Source organism: Aeromonas sp. FDAARGOS 1411 (assembly GCF_019047125.1).
GTDB lineage: Bacteria > Pseudomonadota > Gammaproteobacteria > Enterobacterales > Aeromonadaceae > Aeromonas > Aeromonas veronii.
Genome location: NZ_CP077214.1, coordinates 4,088,119 through 4,108,498, shown reverse-complemented (window position 1 = coordinate 4,108,498; position 20,380 = coordinate 4,088,119). Strand labels below are relative to the sequence as shown.

General features: G+C 61.9%; 19 protein-coding genes and 4 tRNA genes. 11 read left to right on the top strand and 12 right to left on the bottom strand.

Going from position 1 to position 20,380, the window contains the following annotated elements:
• Positions 1-72: 72 nt before the first annotated feature.
• Complete coding sequence (gene argE / locus I6L41_RS18700; protein WP_216960585.1) at positions 73-1,218, bottom strand: acetylornithine deacetylase; 1,146 nt, start codon at positions 1,216-1,218, stop codon at positions 73-75.
• Between the two features lie 272 nt (positions 1,219-1,490).
• On the opposite strand from argE, the gene argC reads away from it, so the two are divergent.
• The 5 genes from argC (at position 1,491) to argH (ending at position 7,126) form a co-directional block, all read left to right on the top strand.
• Positions 1,491-2,498: an N-acetyl-gamma-glutamyl-phosphate reductase gene (gene argC, locus I6L41_RS18695; RefSeq protein WP_064339283.1), complete on the top strand. Its 1,008-nt coding sequence runs from the start codon at positions 1,491-1,493 to the stop codon at positions 2,496-2,498.
• A 22-nt stretch (positions 2,499-2,520) separates the two neighbouring features.
• Positions 2,521-3,300 carry an acetylglutamate kinase gene (gene argB / locus I6L41_RS18690; RefSeq protein WP_216960580.1) on the top strand — a complete coding sequence of 260 codons (780 nt, stop codon included), beginning with the start codon at positions 2,521-2,523 and terminating at the stop codon, positions 3,298-3,300.
• 25 nt (positions 3,301-3,325) lie between these two features.
• Entirely contained in the window at positions 3,326-4,237 is a 912-nt protein-coding gene (locus tag I6L41_RS18685; protein ID WP_216960574.1) for an ornithine carbamoyltransferase, read from the top strand.
• Between the two features lie 56 nt (positions 4,238-4,293).
• Positions 4,294-5,529 (top strand): argininosuccinate synthase, encoded by a 1,236-nt coding sequence (locus tag I6L41_RS18680; RefSeq protein WP_033115910.1) that lies wholly within the window; start codon positions 4,294-4,296, stop codon positions 5,527-5,529.
• A 211-nt stretch (positions 5,530-5,740) separates the two neighbouring features.
• Entirely contained in the window at positions 5,741-7,126 is a 1,386-nt protein-coding gene (argH, locus tag I6L41_RS18675; protein ID WP_181222973.1) for an argininosuccinate lyase, read from the top strand.
• Between the two features lie 75 nt (positions 7,127-7,201).
• Here the strand turns inward: argH and I6L41_RS18670 are convergent, their stop codons facing one another.
• Together I6L41_RS18670 and I6L41_RS18665 are read right to left on the bottom strand one after the other, a co-directional pair.
• Complete coding sequence (locus I6L41_RS18670; RefSeq protein WP_216960571.1) at positions 7,202-7,657, bottom strand: hypothetical protein; 456 nt, start codon at positions 7,655-7,657, stop codon at positions 7,202-7,204.
• Between the two features lie 242 nt (positions 7,658-7,899).
• The gene (locus tag I6L41_RS18665; RefSeq protein WP_181222971.1) at positions 7,900-8,415 is read right to left on the bottom strand and encodes a ClbS/DfsB family four-helix bundle protein; all 516 of its coding nucleotides are present in this window, start codon (positions 8,413-8,415) and stop codon (positions 7,900-7,902) included.
• A 133-nt stretch (positions 8,416-8,548) separates the two neighbouring features.
• Here I6L41_RS18665 and I6L41_RS18660 point away from each other — a divergent pair, with 133 nt between their 5' ends.
• Positions 8,549-8,881, top strand: coding sequence for a hypothetical protein (locus I6L41_RS18660; protein WP_181222970.1), 333 nt, complete (start codon positions 8,549-8,551; stop codon positions 8,879-8,881).
• Positions 8,882-8,966: 85 nt separating this feature from the next.
• Here the strand turns inward: I6L41_RS18660 and I6L41_RS18655 are convergent, their stop codons facing one another.
• The 6 genes from I6L41_RS18655 to plsY form a co-directional block, all read right to left on the bottom strand.
• A complete protein-coding gene (locus tag I6L41_RS18655; protein ID WP_005355060.1) occupies positions 8,967-10,139 on the bottom strand; it encodes a nucleoside recognition domain-containing protein in 1,173 nt (390 codons plus the stop codon).
• Positions 10,140-10,244: 105 nt separating this feature from the next.
• Positions 10,245-10,320 (bottom strand) — tRNA-Asn (locus I6L41_RS18650).
• Between the two features lie 8 nt (positions 10,321-10,328).
• Positions 10,329-10,404: transfer RNA gene (locus I6L41_RS18645), tRNA-Phe, on the bottom strand.
• Positions 10,405-10,407: 3 nt separating this feature from the next.
• A tRNA-Thr gene (locus I6L41_RS18640) sits at positions 10,408-10,483 on the bottom strand.
• Between the two features lie 51 nt (positions 10,484-10,534).
• Positions 10,535-10,610: transfer RNA gene (locus tag I6L41_RS18635), tRNA-Phe, on the bottom strand.
• 47 nt (positions 10,611-10,657) lie between these two features.
• Positions 10,658-11,320: a glycerol-3-phosphate 1-O-acyltransferase PlsY gene (gene plsY, locus I6L41_RS18630; protein ID WP_042053596.1), complete on the bottom strand. Its 663-nt coding sequence runs from the start codon at positions 11,318-11,320 to the stop codon at positions 10,658-10,660.
• 157 nt (positions 11,321-11,477) lie between these two features.
• On the opposite strand from plsY, the gene folB reads away from it, so the two are divergent.
• The 3 genes from folB (at position 11,478) to I6L41_RS18615 (ending at position 12,973) form a co-directional block, all read left to right on the top strand.
• On the top strand, positions 11,478-11,849 hold the full coding sequence (gene folB, locus I6L41_RS18625; protein ID WP_005356584.1) for a dihydroneopterin aldolase: 372 nt from the start codon (positions 11,478-11,480) through the stop codon (positions 11,847-11,849).
• Positions 11,849-12,358 (top strand): 2-amino-4-hydroxy-6-hydroxymethyldihydropteridine diphosphokinase, encoded by a 510-nt coding sequence (gene folK, locus I6L41_RS18620; protein ID WP_139474360.1) that lies wholly within the window; start codon positions 11,849-11,851, stop codon positions 12,356-12,358. Before folB ends, folK begins: the two co-directional genes overlap by 1 nt.
• A gap of 126 nt (positions 12,359-12,484) precedes the next feature.
• The gene (locus I6L41_RS18615) at positions 12,485-12,973 is read left to right on the top strand and encodes a YbaK/EbsC family protein (protein WP_005336108.1); all 489 of its coding nucleotides are present in this window, start codon (positions 12,485-12,487) and stop codon (positions 12,971-12,973) included.
• Here I6L41_RS18615 and mdtD read toward each other — a convergent pair.
• Positions 12,945-14,348: a multidrug transporter subunit MdtD gene (gene mdtD / locus I6L41_RS18610; protein ID WP_216960569.1), complete on the bottom strand. Its 1,404-nt coding sequence runs from the start codon at positions 14,346-14,348 to the stop codon at positions 12,945-12,947. The genes I6L41_RS18615 and mdtD overlap by 29 nt on opposite strands.
• Before the next feature lie 11 nt (positions 14,349-14,359).
• Complete coding sequence (locus I6L41_RS18605) at positions 14,360-14,968, bottom strand: TetR/AcrR family transcriptional regulator (RefSeq protein ID WP_005355070.1); 609 nt, start codon at positions 14,966-14,968, stop codon at positions 14,360-14,362.
• 90 nt (positions 14,969-15,058) lie between these two features.
• Here I6L41_RS18605 and I6L41_RS18600 point away from each other — a divergent pair, with 90 nt between their 5' ends.
• Together I6L41_RS18600 and I6L41_RS18595 are read left to right on the top strand one after the other, a co-directional pair.
• Positions 15,059-16,159 (top strand): efflux RND transporter periplasmic adaptor subunit, encoded by a 1,101-nt coding sequence (locus tag I6L41_RS18600; protein WP_040068952.1) that lies wholly within the window; start codon positions 15,059-15,061, stop codon positions 16,157-16,159.
• Positions 16,156-19,263 carry an efflux RND transporter permease subunit gene (locus I6L41_RS18595; RefSeq protein ID WP_216960568.1) on the top strand — a complete coding sequence of 1,036 codons (3,108 nt, stop codon included), beginning with the start codon at positions 16,156-16,158 and terminating at the stop codon, positions 19,261-19,263. The genes I6L41_RS18600 and I6L41_RS18595 overlap by 4 nt, the downstream gene beginning before the upstream one ends.
• Here I6L41_RS18595 and I6L41_RS18590 read toward each other — a convergent pair.
• The gene (locus tag I6L41_RS18590) at positions 19,248-20,375 is read right to left on the bottom strand and encodes a GTP-binding protein (RefSeq protein ID WP_216960567.1); all 1,128 of its coding nucleotides are present in this window, start codon (positions 20,373-20,375) and stop codon (positions 19,248-19,250) included. The two genes, I6L41_RS18595 and I6L41_RS18590, sit on opposite strands and share 16 nt — an antisense overlap.
• Positions 20,376-20,380: the final 5 nt, after the last annotated feature.

Here is a 20,380-nt window from a genome sequence, read left to right as displayed (position 1 = left end):
TTCCATCACCACTCCACAACCGGCTTGTTATGTAACTTACTTACAGTTTTTACGCCCCTTTCACCGCCGCCGCTACAGGCAAAAACGTCTGATCAGGTGCTGCAACACCGAGGTGGTCGGCTTGACGAAGGAGAGATCCAGATACTCGTCAGGCTGGTGCGCCTGGGTGATATGGCCGGGCCCTATCACTATGGTCTCGCAGCCAAGCTGCTGGATAAAAGGGGCCTCGGTGCAGTAGTTGACCGACTCGGCCGCGCGGCCGCTCGCCTTCTCGGCCTCACGTACCAGCACAGAGTCGTCGGCGCAGGCGTAGGCGGGAATGGGTTCATGCAGATGTTGCAGATGCAGGCAGCCGGGCTGGTGGATCTCGATGGGAGAGAGCGCCTCTTTGAGCATCCCCATCAGCTCATCCGGCCCCACCTGAGGAGTGGGTCGCAGGTCGATATGCAGCTCGCAGCAGCCGCAGATGCGGTTCGGGCTGTCGCCGCCCTGAATGTAACCGAGGTTCAGGGTTGGCTGCGGCACGGCAAAGCGGTGGTCGGCGTAGCGAGCTTTCAGATCCTGCTGCAAGCGCAGCACCTGCCCCATCGCCTTGTGCATGATCTCCATGGCGTTGACGCCGTTGGCGGGATCCGAGCTGTGACCACTCTTGCCGGTAATGCGGATCGCCTCCGACATATGCCCCTTGTGGGCCACCACAGGCACCAGCCCGGTCGGCTCGCCAATCACGGCGTAGTCGGGTTTCAGTTCGGCTGCCGCAGCGATGGCGCGGGCCCCTGCCATGGTGGTCTCTTCATCGGCAGTGGCGAGGATGCGCAGTGGCTTGGTCAGCTTGGTGAGGTCAATCTCCTTGAGCGCCTCGACGATAAAGGCGAAGAAGCCCTTCATATCGATGGTGCCGAGGCCATAGAGGCGGTTGCCCTCTTCGGTCACCTTGAAGGGATCCTTGCTCCAGCCCCCCTCATCGAACGGCACCGTATCGGTGTGACCTGCCAGCAGCAGACCGCCCTCTCCCTGACCGATCGTCGCCACCAGATTGAACTTGCCCGGCAGCTCGGGGAGCGCAGTTACCTCGCACTGAAAGCCAAGCCGGGTGAACCAGTCAGCCAGCAGCCGGATCACCGCCTCGTTGCTCTGATCCCACTTGGGATCCGTGCTGCTGATAGAGGGAATCGCAATAATATTCTTATAAAGTGAAAAAAAATCCAGATTGGCCATCAGCTCCTCCTTGCGTCCCCGGAATGTTTCTGTTAGAAAATACAAATGCAAAGTGAGTGCATGAATATTCTTTAATTTTACCTGAATATCTGGCTCATCAACAAAGGCTTCTAGTTGTAAGGGAAAGTTAATGTTCTGTCACCTGATCTATAACCGACGACACACACCCGCCTGAATTGCCCCTCCGCACTTGTGCACAGGGGCGATCGAACACCCTTGTGTACCGCAGCACCACGCTGTGAATCTCGAACTCTGATTTGGAATATTCAAACATGCTCAACACCGTTATCGTCGGTGCCAGTGGCTACGCGGGAGCCGAACTGGCCGCACTGGTACAGAACCATCCACAACTCAAACTGTTCGGCCTCTATGTCTCCGCCGGCAGTCAGGATGCGCACAAGCGCTTCTCATCCCTGCATCCCCAATGGGTCGGCGCCCTCGATCAGCCGCTGCTGCCGCTGGACGAGGATGGCATGACCCGGATCCTGACCCAGGCTGATCTGGTGCTGCTGGCCACCGCCCACGAGGTGAGCGCCGAGCTGGCCCCCAAGTTTCTCGCCAAGGGGCTGCCGGTGTTCGATCTCTCCGGTGCCTTCCGCGTCAAGGATCAGGGCTTTTACGACAGCTTCTACGGCTTCACCCACCAGAGCGAACAGTGGCTGGATCAGGCCGCCTACGGTCTGGCCGAGTGGAATGCCGATGCCATCGCCAGCGCCCAGCTGATTGCGGTGCCCGGTTGCTACCCGACCGCATCGCTGTGCGCCCTCAAGCCGCTGCAGCAGGATGGCCTGATTGCCAAGGGGTGGCAGCCCATCATCAACGCCGTCTCCGGGGTCTCCGGCGCCGGTCGCAAGGCGGCCATCAACACCAGCTTCTGCGAAGTGAGCCTCAACCCTTACGGCACCTTCAATCACAGACACCAGCCGGAGATCAGCCATCACCTCGGCAAGGAGGTGCTGTTCCAGCCCCATCTTGGCAACTATGTGCGCGGCATCCTGGCCACCATCTATGTGCAGCTGGCGGACGGCGTCACCCCCACCCAGGTGGATCAGGCCTTCCTCAAGGCTTACGAAGGCAAGCCGCTGGTGCGCCTCACCGGCCAGATGCCCTCTATTCGCGGTGTGGCAAACACCCCTTACTGCGATATCGCCTGGCAACAGCAGGGCAACATGCTGGTGGTGGTCTCTGCCATCGACAACCTGCTCAAGGGTGCCGCCTCGCAAGCCATGCAGTGCATAAATATCAAATTTGGATTTGAACCGGCCACCGGCCTGATTTAAGGACTTAGGAAGGATCTCGAACATGGACAAACAGACGTTGGTAATCAAGCTGGGCGGCGCCCTTATCGAGAACGACGAGGCGCTGACCGCCCTGTTCGCCACCCTCAAAACCTTTCTCGACGATCAGCACCGTCCGCTGGTGCTGGTGCATGGCGGTGGCTGTCTGGTGGATGACCTGCTCAAGGGGCTGGGTCTCACCTCCACCAAGAAGAACGGCCTGCGGGTAACCCCCTTCGAGCAGATCCCCTTCATTGCCGGGGCGCTGGCGGGCACTGCCAACAAACAGATGATGGCCAAGGCAATCGCCACCGGCATTCCCGCTGTTGGGCTCTGTCTGGCGGATGGCGGCCTCTGTCAGGTGACCCAGCTCGACCCGGATCTCGGCGCGGTCGGCGAGTGCAAGCCGGGCAACCCGGCACTGGTGGCGGGCATCCTCGGTCAGGGCTTCCTGCCGGTGGTGAGCTCCATCGGCATCACAGCCGAGGGGCAGCTGATGAACGTCAACGCGGATCAGGCGGCCACCGCCATTGCCGAGGCGCTCGGCGCCGATCTGGTGATGCTCTCCGATGTGAGCGGCATCCTCGATGGCAAGGGCAAGCTGGTGCCCCAGCTCGACAAGCTGACCGCGCTGGATCTGATGGAGAAAGGGGTGATCCGCGATGGCATGGCGGTCAAGGTAGAAGCCGCCCTGCACGCCGCCCAGACCCTCGGCAAGCCGGTCTGTGTCGCCAGCTGGCGTTACCCGGACCAGCTGCTCAAGCTGCTGGCTGGCGACGCCGTCGGCACTCAAGTGGCCATTTGATCTCCACCGGAACAAGGAACATCCGATGCAACATCTTCTGAAAGACAGTGATCTGAACAAAGCCCAGATCGAAGCGCTGATTGCGCTGGGCAAAGCAGTGAAAGCCGACCCGAAGAAGTACAGCCAGGCGCTGGCCGGCAAGAGCGTGGTTACCCTGTTCGAGAAACCCTCCCTGCGCACCCGGGTCACCTTCGACATCGGCATCGCCAAGCTGGGCGGCCATAGCGTCTATCTGGATCAGCAGAACGGCGCGCTGGGCAAGCGGGAGTCGGTGAAGGATTTCGCCGCCAACCTGTCCCGCTGGTGTGATGCCATCGTCGCCCGGGTGTTCGATCACCAGACCCTGGTCGAGCTGGCAGAGCACGGCACAGTGCCGGTGGTGAACAGCCTGTGCAACCTCTACCACCCCTGTCAGGGGCTGGCCGACTTTATGACCATTGCCGAGCACTACGACGACCTGTCGAAGGTGAAGCTTGCCTACCTCGGTGATGGCAACAACGTCAGCCACTCTCTGCTGCTGCTGGGGGCGACCCTCGGCACCGACGTGACCCTGATCTGCCCGAAAGGCCACGGCCCGGATACCCAGATCTTCCTGCAGGCGCAGGCTCTGGCGGCCAAGTCGGGGGCGACTATCCACATCAGCGATGACGTGGCGGATATCGAAGGGTTCGACGTGGCCTACACCGACACCTGGGTCTCCATGGGCGACAACACGCCGATGGTGCAGGTCAAAGACCTCTTTATGCCTTACCAGATCAACCAGGCCCTGCTCGACCGCACCGGCATCCAGCACGTGCTGCATTGCCAACCGGCGCACCGGGAGCTGGAGATCACCTCGCAGGTGATGGATGGCCCCGCCTCCCTCATCATGGACGAGGCCGAAAACCGGATGCATATCCAGAACGCCGTGTTGCTGACCCTTCTCGGCGGCAAGTAACGCGGCACTCAACCTGAATCACGACCCTTTATCGAATCATCATGGAGAGAAGTAAAATGAGCGGAATCAACAAGATCGTACTGGCTTACTCGGGTGGACTGGATACCTCGGCCATCATCCCCTGGCTGAAAGAGCACTATGATGCCGAAATCATCGCCTTCGTGGCCGACGTCGGTCAGGAGCGCGACGATCTGGAAGGGATCGAGCAAAAAGCCATCGCCTCCGGCGCCACCAAGTGCATCATCAAGGATCTGCGGGAAGAGTTCGTCAAAGAGTACGTCTACCCGACCCTGAAGACTGGCGCCGTCTATGAGGGCACCTATCTGCTGGGCACCTCCATGGCCCGTCCGGTGATCGCCAAGGCGATGGTCGAGGCCGCGCTGGCGGAAGGGGCCGATGCCATCTCCCACGGCTGCACCGGCAAGGGCAACGATCAGGTGCGTTTCGAAGGTGCGGTCGCCGCGCTGGCGCCCCAGCTGAAAGTGATCGCCCCGTGGCGGATCTGGGACATGCGCTCCCGGGAAGATCTACTCTCCTATCTGGAGACCCGCAACATCCCCTGCAAGGCGACCCTGAAGAAGATCTACAGCCGCGACGCCAACGCCTGGCACATCTCCACCGAGGGTGGCGAGCTGGAGAGCACCTGGAACGAGCCGTCCGAAGCAGTCTGGCAGTGGACCGTACCGGCCGAGCAGGCACCGGATCAGCCGGAGTACGTCAAGCTGACCGTGGCGCAGGGTGAAGTGGTGGCCGTTGACGACCAGCCGCTCAGCCCGCACCAGATCCTGATGACCCTGAACGAGCGTGCCGGCAAGCACGGCGTGGGCCGCATCGACATCACCGAAAACCGGATGGTGGGGATGAAGTCCCGCGGCTGCTACGAGACCCCGGGTGGTACCGTGATGGTCGCCGCGCTGCGCGCCGTGGAAGAGCTGGTACTGGATCGCCCGACCCGCGCCTGGCGGGAAAAGCTGGGTGCCGAGTTCTCCCATCTGGTCTATGACGGTCGCTGGTTCACCCCGCTGTGCAAGGCGATCCTCGCCTCTGCCAACGCCATCGCCGAAGATCTCGACGGTGAAGTGGTGCTGAAGATGTACAAGGGGCAGGTCACCGCGGTGCAGAAGAAGTCGCCGAACAGCCTCTACTCCGAAGACTTCGCCACCTTCGGCGCCGACGAAGTGTATGACCAGAGCCATGCCGAAGGCTTTATCCGTCTCTACACCCTGGCCAGCCGGATCCGCGCCATGAAGGAGCAGCATCAGGCCATCGGTGGCGACCATACCCACGGCTAAGCAAGCGCGATAACCCGTTGATTCCGTTGAGGGGGCATGGCCCCCTCTTCTACAGGCAGAGGGCATGGCTCCTGAGCCATCATCGGCGGGTGTGACAAGAGCGGCAGCGCCCGGGCCACTTCTGTGAGATAACAGGCTCGCAGAAAAACAGGGCACGATTTCAAGCTCGACGGCGCAAGGCGCCGCCGACAACGCATTCAAGGAGAGCAGTATGGCACTTTGGGGTGGACGCTTCAGTCAGGGAGCCGATAGCCGGTTCAAGCAGTTCAACGATTCGCTGCGGTTCGATTACCGGCTGGCGGAGCAGGATATTCAGGGATCCATGGCCTGGGCCAAAGCGCTGGTAAAAGTGGGCGTATTGACTGCCGATGAGCAGGGCAAACTACAACAGGCGATGGAGGGGCTGCTCGCCTCGGTGCAGCAGGATCCCCGGCAGATCCTCAATTCGGATGCCGAAGATATCCACTCCTGGGTCGAGAGCCAGCTGATTGCCGCCGTCGGCGATCTTGGCAAGAAGCTGCACACCGGCCGCTCGCGCAACGATCAGGTCGCCACCGACCTGAAACTCTGGTGCAAGGCGCAGGGCGAGCTGCTGCTCGGCTCCATCACCGCCCTGCAGCAAGGGCTGGTCGCCTCCGCCCGTGCCAATCAGGTGGCCGTGTTGCCCGGTTACACCCACCTGCAGCGGGCCCAGCCGGTCACCTACGCCCACTGGGCACTGGCTTATGTGGAGATGCTGGAGCGGGATTACTCCCGGCTGCAGGATGCCCTCAAGCGCCTCGACACCAGTCCGCTCGGCTGCGGCGCGCTGGCGGGCACCGCCTACGCCATCGACCGCGAAGCGCTGGCGCTGGACATGGGCTTTGCCGGCGCCACCCGCAACAGTCTGGATTCGGTCTCCGATCGGGATCACGTGGTGGAGCTGATGCACGTAGCGTCCCTCTCCATGACCCACCTGTCGCGCTTTGCCGAAGATCTCATCTTCTACAACACCGGCGAGGCGGGCTTTGTCGAGCTCTCCGATGCGGTCACTTCCGGCTCGTCGCTGATGCCGCAGAAGAAGAACCCGGATGCGCTCGAGCTTATTCGTGGCAAGACCGGCCGGGTGGTCGGCGCCCAGATGGGCATGTTGATGAACCTCAAGGCGCTGCCGCTGGCCTACAACAAGGACATGCAGGAAGACAAGGAAGGGCTGTTCGATGCCCTCGACACCTGGCACGACTGCCTCGATATGGCCGCGCTGGTGCTGATCGATTTGAAGGTCAACGGCGAGCGCACCATGGCGGCGGCGCAAGGCGGTTACGCCAACGCCACCGAGCTGGCGGACTATCTGGTGGCCAAGGGAATTCCGTTCCGTGAAGCGCACCATATCGTCGGCGAAACCGTGGTCTTCGCCATCAGTGTGGGCAAACCGCTGGAGGAGCTCTCCATTGGCGAGTTCCAGCGCTTCAGCCCGGTGATCGAGTTCGACGTCTACCCCAATCTGGAGCTGGAAGCGACCCTGGCCAAACGGGTCGCCAAAGGCGGCGTCGCCCGCGAACAGGTTGAGGTAGCACTGACTGCAGCCGAACAGTGGCTGGCCAAGCGGGTGGGTTAAGCCAACCGGCTTGTCATCCAAAGTTGAAAGCAAAACGGCAACCTCGGTTGCCGTTTCTGTTTACTCACCCCCCGTTCACGCGCTGGCATTTAGCAGCTTGCCAACCCCCTCTCCCTTGCCATTTGGCAGGGTCTGTTTAAAGGCACCGAGCAACTGATCGAGGTTGAGATGGCTGGCACCGAGGGAATCCTTGAGAGTATCAAGCTCACTTTGCAGGGCATCGAGGCGGGTGCTCTGGGTGCCGCTCGCCAGCTGGTTGCGGGCGCTATCGATGGCAGCCGGGAGGGATTTGCCACCATTCTCCTGCCCCAGGGTCTGCATCAGCTCCCCCATAAAGTGATTGATGGCCGAGCGGTTCTGTTCGCTGTCGGCATCTTTGATGCCGAGCCGCTGGAACAAGCTCTGGACGGTCGGGGCAAGGCGATCCTCCTGCACGGCAGGCTGCACGGGCTGGGGTTTGCTACTGCTGCCAAGCAGCTGGCTGCCCAGATTGAGGGCGATTGAGGCAAGGGGAAGCAGGTTGCTGATCATGATAACTCTCCGCGACAACGACCCTTGATGGTGTTGCCAAGAGGTCTGCATAAGCGGGGCCAACGCACCGCACCGGCTAATCCCTTGAATGGCTGATCTATTTATTCAACCAGCACACCAGCACGCAGGAGATGGCCGAGCGCAAAGGGGAGTCAGGCGGCCAGTAGCTGCCGCCACGGGCGGTAGTGGCAATATGGTGGCAAAGCGTTTTGCCGCCCCCCCGGGCAGCTATCGCCCTCTTTTCACACCCGGATCGCCAACTCTTTGAGCCACTTGCGCAGCCGCCCGTTGGCGTTGAGATAGGGGGAAGCGCTATTGAACTGGATCATCCGCCCTAACGTCCACTTCTCATACCAGAGGCAGCCATACAGCTGCTGGTCGCTGCGCGCCTCCACCAGTTCAATGATGTGCCCTCTGGCGGCAGCCAACCGCTGTAACAACGCCGGATAGCTGAGCCCCTCGTAATCCCGATAGAACTTTTGGGCCAGCCTGTCCAGCTCGTTCCACTTAAAACCGGTTTCGGGAAAATCCACTGGCAGACCTACCGCATCCCGCTCGATCCACTTGATCAGCAGTTCGTTCCAGCCGATAAGGTAGGCCAGCAGATTGACGACGCTCATGGTGGTTCCCTTGCTGTGCCCTGCCAAGGTCGGCTCCCGCACCCGGCTCTCGGGGACGGCCTGCAACGCCTTGAACAACTTGCTGAAATTGGTATCGATCGCGAGTAGCAGCTCGGCCTTGTTTTGCGGGATCCCCATTGCTCTCCCCCGTTCAGGTTTACTTGCGGTGCAGCCGAGGCGATTGCCGCAAACCCGGCAGCACGTTACGCTAGCCCTCTTCCATCCTGTGCAGCTCATCCAGTGCAGGCCAACCATCACGGCAAGATCGGCAATAAATCAACTAATCAGCTATATCAGGGCCATTCATCGACAGGCGAGCCCCGTCACCCTCACCCGCCAAGAGAGTGAACACTATAGCGAGCATGATGAGAGCGGCACTGTGATCCAGCACCAGATAACCACCAGCTGGTTTGCCAATGGGGTCGTCATCCGCCAGCAAACCGAACAGGACGAAGCGCCATCGCAGCAGCTTTGTGCCGAGTGCTGGATCAGCTATCGGGTCATCGCCAGTCCCATTCCCATCACTCCAGCCCGCAAGCTGTTTCACAACCACTGCCAGGAGCGATTCTGGTTAAAGGTGCAGGGCATCACGCCACAAGAGTGATTGGTATGCCCATGAACAGAACCGGCAGGGAGAAATGCAAAGAGGCTCCGAAGAGCCTCTTTTTGTATCCGTGTCTGAACCCGACTCAGCCCAGCAGCAGATAGAGCTGGTGCGCTGCCACCCCGGCGCACAGGCCGCCGATGGTGTGGGCAACGATGGCGCGGGAGGTGAGGTGGCGATAGCCGAGGGCATCGAGCATGGCGGTGTGGGTGCTCAAAAAGCCACTCCAGCACATCCCCATGGCGGTAAACACCGCGACCTCGTTACCGGTGATCCACCCCTTGGCAATAAAGGGCGGCACCAGCGACATGGCGGCACCGACCGCACCGAGCGAGGTAGCTGGGAAGGCGACCAGCTCCGGCTGCTGGAAGCCAAACAGCAAGTCAAACAGCCAGCTCACCTTGGCGGCCAGCACCGGCAGCAGGGCTACCCCCTGAAACGCTTCGCCAGTATAGCCCTTGTCGCCCGGGCCGAAGGTCAGCAACATCACGAAGGTACTGATGATCAGCACCCCGGGGATCACCGCCATCCCCAGCTCCACGCCAGATTTGCCGCCATCGAGCAGAGAGTTGAGGATCCGCAGCCAGCCGGGAGCAGCCTCTTTGGTCACCCCTACCTTGCGGCCGTCGGACGATACAGCGTCATCGTTCAGCACTTCCCCCACCAAGGGGCGGATCATCCGCTGCATCAGTCGGGTAGAGACCACCGAGCCTACCAAGGCGCCGAGCAGCCCGATCAGCGCCGCGCTGGCAGTGGATTCACCGCTCGGCAGCTGCAAGGTGGCCATAAAGGTCACCACGATCAGGCCCATGCCGAAGGCGGTGCCGAAGTTGGTGAGCGACACCAGTTGCCACGGAGTGAAGCCTTTGCGAAAGCGGCTGTCCTTGGCGAGGCTGATCACCGCAGGGTTGTCGGAGAAGAAGGTCATCAGCGCCGCCAGGGCGGTGCGACCGGGCAGACGAAACACCGGCTTCATCAGGGGGGCCAGCAGCACCTCCAGCAGGCGGATCACCCCGAACTCGCTCAAGAGCTGGCTCAGGGCACCGGAGAGCACCGTGATCCCCATGATAAAGAGCACGGTATTGAGCAGCAGCTGGTGGGCGGTATTGAACAGGGTGTTGACCATGGCAGAGAGGCCCATCTGGCTGCCGAGGTAACCGAACAGGCTGCCAAGAATAAGCAGTACCAGCACGGGTTCCATCCAGTTCCTAATGGCGGCAAGTCGCCCCTTTGACTCTATAACTACATGATTTTCCATATCTATCCTGCGGTTCATCTGTGCGTGTGTGGTTGTTTTTATGGTTAAAAAATAGCTGCGCCAAATAGAAAAAAGCCCTTGTCTTGCGACAAGGGCTTTTTGAATTGGCTCCTCCTACTGGACTTGAACCAGTGACATACGGATTAACAGTCCGCCGTTCTACCGACTGAACTAAGGAGGAATTGTAATTGGTGCCCAGAGACGGAATCGAACCGCCGACACGGGGATTTTCAATCCCCTGCTCTACCGACTGAGCTATCTGGGCAAATGGTGCCGGCTACCGGAATCGAACTGGTGACCTACTGATTACAAGTCAGTTGCTCTACCTACTGAGCTAAGCCGGCACACTTTAAACCATTGTGCATGAACAAATTTTTATTTCATGGCACCAAAATTGGTGCCCAGAGACGGAATCGAACCGCCGACACGGGGATTTTCAATCCCCTGCTCTACCGACTGAGCTATCTGGGCGTGGGCGCTATTAAACGGATTTTAAGGCGGATGGTCAACGGGAAATTTCACTTTTTGTCTCGTTCGTCTCTTTTTTGCGCAACATCGTCCATTTCTGCCACTTCTTCGGCACAGGCCGCGCCTTTTCGCCCCCAGACTCTGGGTTCCTCCCCCTTGAGCAGGCGGGAGATGTTCTCGTGATGGCGGATCAGGATGAGGCAGGAGAGCAGCGAGACAGGGAGGGTATATTCGGGTTTGAGCAGGTAGGTAAAGAGCGGCGTCAGCAGCACGGTAATGATGGAGGCCAGCGAGGAGTAGCCGCTCACCAGCAGCACCAGCAGCCAGGTGCCAATCACGGCACCCCCCATGGTAAAGCCGATGGGCATCATGGTCCCAAGTGCCGTGGCGACTCCTTTGCCACCACGAAAATGAAAGAAGATGGGGTACATATGGCCGAGACAGGCGGCGACCCCGATAAAGCCGAGGTAGACGGGTTTGATCTGCAGATACCAGGCGAGATAGACGGGCACAGTGCCCTTGAGCACATCGAGCAGCAGCACCACCAGCGCCGCCATCCGGCCACCGAGGCGCAGCACATTGGTTGCCCCCGGATTGTGGGAGCCATGATCCCGCGGGTCGGGCAGACCGGTGCAGCGGGAGACCAGCACAGCACTGGATAGTGAACCACCCAGGTAGGCCAGAATAATCATCAAAATCGTCAGGGCCGTCATCTTGGTCGTTTTTACCACGATATGAATGGGGTATGATGCGGGCCACATACGCTGGCATGGGCCCATGCCCACCCAGAGCGCCTCGGCAAGCGTGTTGCCCGGCCAGCATCCCTGCGCTGTCATCACAGCCCATCAAGAGTAAAGAAGAAGTACAGTCATGGACAAGGTGTTTATTCGCGGACTCGAAGTTTTGACCACCATAGGTGTATATGAGTGGGAGAAGGGCATTCGCCAAAAGCTCCGTTTTGACCTCGAGATGGGGTTCGACAACCGCCCCGCGGCAGCAACCGACGACATCAATCTGGCACTGGATTATGCCGACCTCTCCAACAAGATTTGCGAGCATGTCACCGGCAAGGTGGTCGAGCTGGTCGAGACCATGGCCGAGCAGGTTGCCATGCTGGTGCTCGCCGACGAGCGGGTGCAGTGGGTCAAGGTGACCCTCACCAAGCCGGGCGCCGTGCCCAATGCCGCCGGAGTCGGCGTCGAGATCCTGCGCCATCGCACCCCGGCCGCGAGCAGCAACTGATGACCACCATCTATATCAGCCTGGGCTCCAACATCGAGCGGGATCGCCATATTCGCGCCGGGCTCGATGCCCTGCACGCCGAATTTGGCGAGCTGCGGGTCTCCCGGGTATTCGAGAGCGAGGCGGTCGGCTTCAACGGCCGCCCCTTCTACAACTTGGTGGCGGCTGCCGAGACCGATCTGCCGCTGGCCACCGTCTGCCAGCGACTGCGGGCCATGGAGTTCGCCCACGGCCGCGAGCCGGATGCCAAGAAGTTCGCCCCGCGCACCCTGGATCTCGACCTGCTGCTCTATGGCGATCTGGTCTGCGACACCCCGCTGGTACTGCCGCGCGGTGAAGTGCTCACCAACGCCTTCGTGCTGTGGCCACTGGCCGAGCTGGCACCCAAACTGCGCCACCCGGTCGATGGCCGCACCATGGGCGAGCTGTGGCAAGCCTATGACAAGGCCTCCCAGCAGCTGTGCCCCATTCCCTTTCACTGGGAAGCGTGCGAATTGCAGCATCACTGATCCGCAAGGGCGCCTCACGGCGCCCTTGTTGTTTCCACGGACAGGGTTGCTTATCACGGATAAGAAAGTGTCATTGGGCCTGACCCTGCGAGGCTGGCAGGATAGCGCCCACTACAGGAGAACCCCATGCCACTCGATACCATTCACCACTTTAACTGCCAGCTGCTGGCCGAACTGCCCCACCAGCGCTATGAGCATGAACCTATTCTCGACTACGCCACCGATGAAAAGGTCAAGGCCCGCCTCGGCTGGCAGGCTGAGTTCAGCAAGACCCTGTTTCTCAAGTTCAAGGATGGCCGCTTCGCCCTGCTGCTGACCCACAGGGACGGACGGCTCGACAACAAGGCGGTCAAGGCCGCACTCGGTGCCAAGCCCTCCATCTGCACCGCCGAAGAGATGCAGGCGGAGATTGGCTGCCTGCCGGGGGCGGTCTGCCCCTTCCTGCCCCGCGCCGATATTCCGCTACTGGTGGATCCGCAACTGCTCAACCACACCGCCTTCACCTGGACTCCGGGCCACCCGGAGCAGACCTTTCTGCTGGCGACCGAGCATCTGGCCGAGGTACTGGCGCAGCTTCCCTGCGAGGTCAGCTATCTGCCCGCGCCGACGGCGTAGCCCCATCGCGCGCCAGCTGGGCGAAGATCAGCGCCGCCAGCATGGAGAGCAGCCCGACACAGAGGTAGGTAAGGTGGAACCCGGCCAGCCACTGGCCGTTGGCCGCTGAGGTGCCCGCCGAGAAGAGCCCGAGCAGGCTGGCGGCAATCGCCACCCCCAAACTCATGGAGAGCTGCATCACCACCGAGAGCAGACCGTTGCCACTGCTGGCCAGGGTCGGGCTGAGATCTTGCAGCGTGAGAGTGTTCATGGCGGAGAACTGTAGCGAGTTGATGGCGCCGAAGATCGCCAGCCAGCCCAGCAAGACCCCGTAGGGGAGCTGGTTGTCGATAAAATAGAAGCTGGCGATCATCGCCCCCAGTAGCAGGGTGTTGCCGATCAGGATGCGGCGATAGCCCACCTTCGGAATAAGCTTGTTCACCAGCGTCTTGGTCAGCATGGCGCCAATCACGGTGGGGATCATGGTCATCCCCGCCTTGCTCGGGGAGAAACCGAGCCCCAACTGCAGAAACAGCGGGGTGAGGAAGGGCATAGCGCCGCTGCCGAGGCGGGCAAACAGGTTGCCCCAGATGCCGATGGCAAAGGTGGCGGTCTTGAACAGGCTCAGGCTAAAGAGCGGCTGCGGTGCATTGGCGGCATAGAGCCAGTAGCTCGCCATCGCCGCCAAGCCGAAGATCAGTGCAAACAGCGCCCAACCGGTGGAGATGCTGTGCTCCCCCAGTCCCTGCAAGCCGACCGACACCAGCACCATGCCGACGCTGAACATCACAAAGCCCTGCCAGTCGAACCGGGCGGTCTGCTGCCGCAGCTCCGGCATAAAGTGCCAGCTGGCGATAAAGCCGAGCAACCCCACCGGCAGGTTGATGAGAAATACCCAGTGCCAGCTCGCCACTTCCACCAGCCAGCCACCGAGCGCCGGCCCCATCAGCGGGCCGAGCAGCCCCGGGATGGTGACAAACGACATCACCCGCAGCAGCTCGTGCTTGTCATAAACCCGCAGCACCGCCAACCGTCCCACCGGCATCAGCAGCGCACCGCCAATCCCCTGAAGCACACGGGCAGCCACCAGCATGGAGAGCGAATTGGAGGCGGCACAGGCGAGCGAGCCGAGCGTGAAGAGCGAGATGGCAGCCAGATAGATGCGGCGGGTGCCGAATCTGTCAGCCAGCCAGCCGGAAGCCGGGATCAGCAACGCCACCGTCAACATGTAGGCGATGATCACCGACTGCATCTGGAGCGGGCTCTCTCCCAAGGTCTCGGCCATGCTGGGCAGGGCGGTGTTGAGAATGGTGCCATCCAGCGCCTGCATAAAGAAACCGACCGCCGCCAGCAGGGGCAGCCACTTGCGCTGGGCATCTGTCACTGTGTGGCTCATTGCCACCTCCATTATTTTTGCGGGGGAGCGGCGGCGGTCAGGAAGAGATCGACACAACTCAGGGTCCAGGCATCCTGCTCGGCAGCGCTCTGGGTCAACGGCAGACCCAGCTCACGGAGCATGCGCTCCTTGCCCTGCCACATCAGCAACAGCTGCAAGGCGGCCTGTTCGCTGTCTTGATGGCACAGCAGGCCTTGCTGCTTTTGTTGCTCCAGCCAGTTGGACAGCATCTCGGTCACATAGAGCGGGCCCGCCTCGAAAAAAAGGGTGGCCAGCTGGGCATCGTTGCAGCTGATGCAGGTGCGAAAGATATTGATGGCGTCATCGCTCAGGATCAACTTGCGAAAGCTGCGGCCAAAGGCAATCAGACTCTCCCGCACATTGTTGCCACGCAGCAACACCTCCGGCATCAGCTCGCTGCTGACGCACTTGCTGCCCACCGCTTCGGCAAACAGCGACTCCTTGTTGGCAAAATGGCTGTAGACCGTCTGCTTGGAGACGCCCGCTTCACTGGCCACCATGTCCATGCTGACCAGATGCAGACCGTGCTGACAGAAGAGCCGCCCGGCAGCATCGAGGATCGCAGCCCGCTTCTGCTGACTACGGGGTGAAATGTTCATTTTTCCTCCACAATCAAACTGGACAGTCTAGTTCCGAAAAACTAGACTCACCGGTATGATTTGATGTTATGTCAACCAGAGGATGATGTCATGACACTTTGCTTAATCCTGCTGGCGCTGTTACTGAGTGGCTGCAGCCCGGTCACAGAGTCAGAAGAAACACCCGCCCTGACCCGGGTGATCGCCCAGCCGCTGCAAGCCAGCGATCACTACCCGGTGCTGCACCGTTTCAATGGCCGGGTGATCGCTCCCGAGCACAGCCAGATAGGCTTCGAGCTGGCAGGGCGGATCGCCACTCTGCACAAGGGACGCGGAGAGCCGGTCGCGGCTGGCGAACTGCTGGCCACACTGGACACCCGGCTGCTGGCAGTGGAAGCCAAAGAGCTGGCTGCCCGGGCTGCCCAGAACGAGGCCGAGCTGACCCTTGCCCGGCAGACGCTCGATCGACTCACCGCCCTGCGCCAGCAGCAGTTCAGCTCCCGTCAGGCGCTGGATGAACAGCAAGGCAAAGTCCGCATGCTGGAGGCAAGCGCCAACCAGCTGGCCGCCGCTCTCGAAGCCAACCGGGTCAAACAGGAGAAATCACAGCTGCGCGCCCCTTTCAACGGGATCGTAGTCAGCCGCGAGCAGGCATTGGGGGCCGTGGTGGCCGCAGGCCAGCCTCTCTTCTCCCTGACCCGCAGCGGCCAGTGGGAGGCCGATATCGGCGTGCCGGTGAAACAGGCCGAGTCCCTGATCGTCGGCCAACACTACCCCCTGCAAAGCGGTGCGCAATCACTGGAGGGGCGCCTGCTTAATCTGGGGGTACAAGTGGACGGGCAGACCCACACCCGCACCGCCCGCTTCCAGCTGACCCGGGGCGGCGAACAACTGGCAGAGGGGCAACTGATCACCCTGCTGCATCAGACCCGCGAGCCCACCCGCGCCTACGAGGTGCCGCTCACCGCACTGACACAGGGATTGCGCGGCAGCTGGACCCTCTATCTGCTCAACGACGAAACGCCACCCCGGGTGGTCAGTCGGGACGTCACTCTGCTGCAGCAAGATGGCGAGCGGGCCTGGATCAGTGGTGCCCTGAATGGACAGGAACAGCTGGTGACCGATGGCCTGCATAAACTGGTGCCGGGCCAGCAGGTCACCCTGACAACCAGCATGGATCATCAGGCAGGCCATCCGGAGCCACAGTCATGATCCGCCCGTTTATCGAGAATGGCCGCCTGCTGCTGTTGACGGTAGCGCTGCTGCTGACGGCCGCCCTTGCGGCATTGCAGACCCTGCCCAGAACCGAAGATCCCCAGCTCACCAGCCGTTTTGCCAGCGTGGTTACCCACTTCCCCGGGGCCAGCGCCGAACGGGTGGAGGCGCTGGTGAGCGAGCCTATCGAGAACCGGCTGCGGGCCCAGAGCGAGATCAAGCTGATCGAGTCGAGCTCTCGCCCCGGCCTCTCCATCATCAATCTGGAGCTCAAGGATGAGGTCAGCGATGTCGAACCTGTCTGGTCCAGAGTCCGTGATCGGCTGGCAGATCTGGCCGCCGTGCTGCCAGCCGGCGCCAGTGCCCCCAAGCTGGATGACGAGAAGGGCTACCCCTTCACCCGGCTGGTCAATGTGGTCTGGCGCGGGCCGGGCCAGCCGCAGCTGGATCGCCTCGCCCGCTACAGCGCCGAGCTGGAACGCAGGGCTCGCCAGCTGCCGGGTACCGAATACGTCGAGCGGGTCGGGGCACCGCAGGAGGAGATCGAGGTGCGGTTCGATCCCCTCGCCCTCAGTGCCAGCGGCATGAGTGGCGAACAGCTTGCCCAGGCGCTGAGCGGTGCCGATGCCAAAGTGGCCGCCGGCGAGTTGCAGGGCAGCCACAATCGCTTTCAGGTAGAGATCCGCGGTGCCCTCGATACCCTGGAGCGGATCCGCCAGATCCCGCTGCGTACCGGCGAGCAGGGCCAGACCCTGCGCCTTGGCGATCTGGCCGAGGTAAGACGTACCCTGCACCAGCCGGAGAGCCAGCTGGCCTTTGCCAATGGTGAACGGGCCGTGGTGGTCGGCCTGCGCATGGCACAGGATCACCGCATCGACCTCTGGTCGGCACGGGTCGATACCATGCTGGCCAAGCTGCAACAGGACTTGCCGGATAATATCGGCCTCGTCACCAGCTTCGATCAGCAGCGTTATACCGATCAGCGGCTCGACACCCTGCTCATCAACATTGTGCAGGGCTTCCTCATCATAGTGGCTGTGCTGCTGGTGACCTTGGGAGTCAAGGCCGCCATTATCGTGGCCCTGTCGCTGCCGCTTACCGTAGCGTTCTCATTCGCCTGCATGAACCTGATCAATCTGCCCATTCACCAGATGTCGGTCACCGGTCTGGTGGTGGCGCTCGGGATCATGGTGGACAACGCCATCGTCATGGCGGATCGGGTGCAGTATCAGCGCCGTCACGGCATGGCCATGAGTGCCGCCGCACTGGAAGCCATCGGCCACCTCTGGCTGCCACTGCTAGGCTCCACCCTCACCACCATGCTCGCCTTTATGCCGATCATTCTGATGCCGGGCCCGGCGGGCGAGTTTGTCGGCGGCATCGCCTGGGCGGTGATCTGCTCGCTGCTGGGATCCTACCTCATCGCCCACACCCTGGTGGCTGGCCTCGCAGCCCGCTGGATTGGCAGTGACCAGGGGGGGCGCTGGTATCAGGATGGCTTGCACCTGCCCCGGGTGAGCGCCCGTTTCCAGCAGAGCATCGCCATGGCGCTTGCTCACCCATGGCGAACCCTGCTGCTGGTCAGTCTGCTGCCCCTGCTCGGTTTCTGGGTGGCGGGCCGCCTCACCGAACAGTTCTTTCCCCCTGCCGACCGGGACATGATCCACATCGAGGCCAGCCTCTCCCCACAGGCGAGCCTGGCGCGCACCCGCGAGCTGGCACTGGGGATCTCCGCCGAGCTGGCCAGCCTCCCCGAGCTGGTTCGCCAGGATTGGGTGGTGGGCGACAACGCCCCCAGCTTCTACTACAACCTGGTACCCAGAAAACAGGGGCGGGCCGATTACGCCCAGGGGATGATCACCCTGCAGGATGCCGATGCCGCCGAGCGGCTCATGCCACAACTGCAGCAGCGGCTCGATGCAAGATTTCCCGAAGCGCAGATCCTGGTGCGCAAGCTGGAACAGGGGCCGCCCTTCAATGCTCCGGTCGAACTGCGGCTGTTTGGCCCCGACCTTGAACAGCTGCACCGTCTGGGAGAGGAGCTGCGCAGTCTGCTCGCCAATACCCCAGCCGTGGTGCAGACCCGCGCCACCTTGCAGGCAGGGGCCCCCAAACTCTGGTTGCAGGTCGATGAGGAGGCCGCCCGACTGGCAGGCATGAGCCTGACCGATGTTGCCTCCCGGCTGGCGGGCGCACTGGATGGCAGGTTGGGCGGCACTGTGCTGGAAGGCACCGAGTCAATCCCGGTTCGGGTGCGACTGGCCGAGCCCTTGCGTCAGGATCCGGATGCGCTGCTCAATGTGCCGCTGTCGCTCACCGGCACCGGCCAGCAAGGGGTAGCCAATCTCACCTTACGGGCACTGGCCACTCCCGAGCTGCTGCCAAGTTGGGGGGAGATCAGCCGTCGGGATGGTGAGCGGGTCAATGTGCTGGAGGCCTATCTGGCGGTCGGCGTACTGCCGCAAACCGTGCTGGAGCAGGTCAAAGAGAGGCTGGCCGCCAAGGCGCTGGCGTTGCAGCCGGGCTATCGACTGGAGTTTGGCGGAGAAGCCGCCAAGCGGGATGAATCGGTGGGCAATCTGATGGCCCATGTCAGCCTGGTCGCCGTGCTGCTGGTGGCCGTGCTGGTGCTCAGCTTCAACTCGTTCCGGCTGGCGGGCATCGTCACCCTGGTGGCGATCCAGTCGGCTGGGCTCGGGCTGCTGTGGGTCTGGCTGCTGGGGTACCCCTTCGGGTTTACGGTGATCATCGCCCTGCTGGGACTGATGGGGCTGGCCATCAACGCCGCCATCGTCATTCTGGCTGAGCTGAGGGCAGACCCGCTGGCACAACAGGGCAATCTGCCGCAGATCCGCGATCTGGTGGCCGGTTGCAGCCGCCACATCGTCTCGACCACCATCACCACGGTGGGCGGCTTCATCCCGCTATTGCTGGGGGGCGGCGGCTTCTGGCCCCCCTTTGCCATCGCCATCGCCGGTGGCACAGCGCTGGCGACCCTGCTCTCGTTCTACTTTGTGCCGGTGGCGTTCGTGCTGTTCAACCGTCGCCGTCCTGACCCGGTGCAGGAGAGCTGCAACGCGCAAGATCAGTTGTCGGGCTGACCCAGCATGGCTTTGAGCCGCTCTTCCAGAGTGGGCTCGGGGGCCTTGAGGGTCGCCATAAAGAGCTGCTCGATACCGGCCTTGTCCTGACTTTTCACGATAAACACCAGTCGGGACTGGGCCTTGCCCTCCGGCCAGTCGCCCAGCGCCTGCAGCGGATAGAGCTGGCCGTGGACGCCGTGGATCACCACCGGCTGGCTCTCCCCTTCCAGCTGCAAGATCCCCTTGAGGCGCAGCAGGGCATTGCCGTATTGGGCCTGCACCGCATCGATGGCGGCCAGCAGGCGAGAGGGCTTGAGCGGCTCACCGATACGCAGGGAGAAACTCTCGATGTTGCCGTGCTCGAAGTGGGTGGGCGCAGCTGTGCCCACCTTGGCGGCGAACGGTTGCATCTTCGGCTGCATGGGTGACGCCAGCCCCTGCTTGGGGGATTCGGTGCGCAGCCAGGCCAGCAGCTGGCGCACATCGCGCCCTGCAGCTTCGTTGTAGGCGCCGAGCTTCTCCAGCACTGCTGGCGACAGTTCGCCATTGGTCACCCGCTCGATCGGGGCCGCCGGATTGAGGGCCGCCAGCTGGGCTTCGACCCGTGCCAGCTGTTCGCCATCCACCAGATCCCCCTTGCTCACCACCAGCAGATCCGCCAGCGCCACCTGTTTCACCGCTTCATATTGAGCCGCCAACTGCTGCTCGATATGGCCGGCGTCCACCACGGTGACAGTGCCATCGAAGCGGTAGCGCTGGGCGATAAAGCCCTCTTCGCGCAGGGTAAAAAGCACGGGAGCAGGATCTGCCAGACCGGTGGTCTCGATAATCAGCCGCTTGAACGGTTTGATCTTGCGCTGGATGGCCTTCATAAACAGCCCCTGCAACGCCTCCACCAAAGAGCCCTGCACCGAGCAGCAGATGCAGCCGGAGTCGAGCAGCATCACCTGCTCATCCACCTGTTGCACCAGATGGTGATCCAGCCCCACCGAGCCGAACTCGTTGATCAGCACTGCGCACTCACCAAGCTCCGGCTGCTTGACCCAGTGGTTGAGCAGCGTTGTCTTGCCGCTGCCGAGAAAGCCGGTCAGCAGGGTCACTGGGATACGGGTATCTTGCATATCGGTCATGTCAG

Excerpts from the sequence above, each read along its gene's own strand:
- folK (WP_139474360.1), top strand. The coding sequence starts at position 11,849 with ATGACCACCATCTATATCAGCCTGGGCTCCAACATCGAGCGGGATCGC.
- I6L41_RS18655 (WP_005355060.1), bottom strand. The coding sequence starts at position 10,139 with ATGGAAAATCATGTAGTTATAGAGTCAAAGGGGCGACTTGCCGCCATT.
- argB (WP_216960580.1), top strand. The coding sequence starts at position 2,521 with ATGGACAAACAGACGTTGGTAATCAAGCTGGGCGGCGCCCTTATCGAG.
- I6L41_RS18670 (WP_216960571.1), bottom strand. The coding sequence starts at position 7,657 with ATGATCAGCAACCTGCTTCCCCTTGCCTCAATCGCCCTCAATCTGGGC.
- argE (WP_216960585.1), bottom strand. The coding sequence starts at position 1,218 with ATGGCCAATCTGGATTTTTTTTCACTTTATAAGAATATTATTGCGATT.
- I6L41_RS18605 (WP_005355070.1), bottom strand. The coding sequence starts at position 14,968 with ATGAACATTTCACCCCGTAGTCAGCAGAAGCGGGCTGCGATCCTCGAT.
- I6L41_RS18665 (WP_181222971.1), bottom strand. The coding sequence starts at position 8,415 with ATGGGGATCCCGCAAAACAAGGCCGAGCTGCTACTCGCGATCGATACC.
- folB (WP_005356584.1), top strand. The coding sequence starts at position 11,478 with ATGGACAAGGTGTTTATTCGCGGACTCGAAGTTTTGACCACCATAGGT.
- I6L41_RS18680 (WP_033115910.1), top strand. The coding sequence starts at position 4,294 with ATGAGCGGAATCAACAAGATCGTACTGGCTTACTCGGGTGGACTGGAT.
- I6L41_RS18615 (WP_005336108.1), top strand. The coding sequence starts at position 12,485 with ATGCCACTCGATACCATTCACCACTTTAACTGCCAGCTGCTGGCCGAA.
- argC (WP_064339283.1), top strand. The coding sequence starts at position 1,491 with ATGCTCAACACCGTTATCGTCGGTGCCAGTGGCTACGCGGGAGCCGAA.
- I6L41_RS18600 (WP_040068952.1), top strand. The coding sequence starts at position 15,059 with ATGACACTTTGCTTAATCCTGCTGGCGCTGTTACTGAGTGGCTGCAGC.
- mdtD (WP_216960569.1), bottom strand. The coding sequence starts at position 14,348 with ATGAGCCACACAGTGACAGATGCCCAGCGCAAGTGGCTGCCCCTGCTG.
- I6L41_RS18685 (WP_216960574.1), top strand. The coding sequence starts at position 3,326 with ATGCAACATCTTCTGAAAGACAGTGATCTGAACAAAGCCCAGATCGAA.
- I6L41_RS18590 (WP_216960567.1), bottom strand. The coding sequence starts at position 20,375 with ATGACCGATATGCAAGATACCCGTATCCCAGTGACCCTGCTGACCGGC.
- plsY (WP_042053596.1), bottom strand. The coding sequence starts at position 11,320 with ATGACGGCCCTGACGATTTTGATGATTATTCTGGCCTACCTGGGTGGT.
- I6L41_RS18595 (WP_216960568.1), top strand. The coding sequence starts at position 16,156 with ATGATCCGCCCGTTTATCGAGAATGGCCGCCTGCTGCTGTTGACGGTA.
- argH (WP_181222973.1), top strand. The coding sequence starts at position 5,741 with ATGGCACTTTGGGGTGGACGCTTCAGTCAGGGAGCCGATAGCCGGTTC.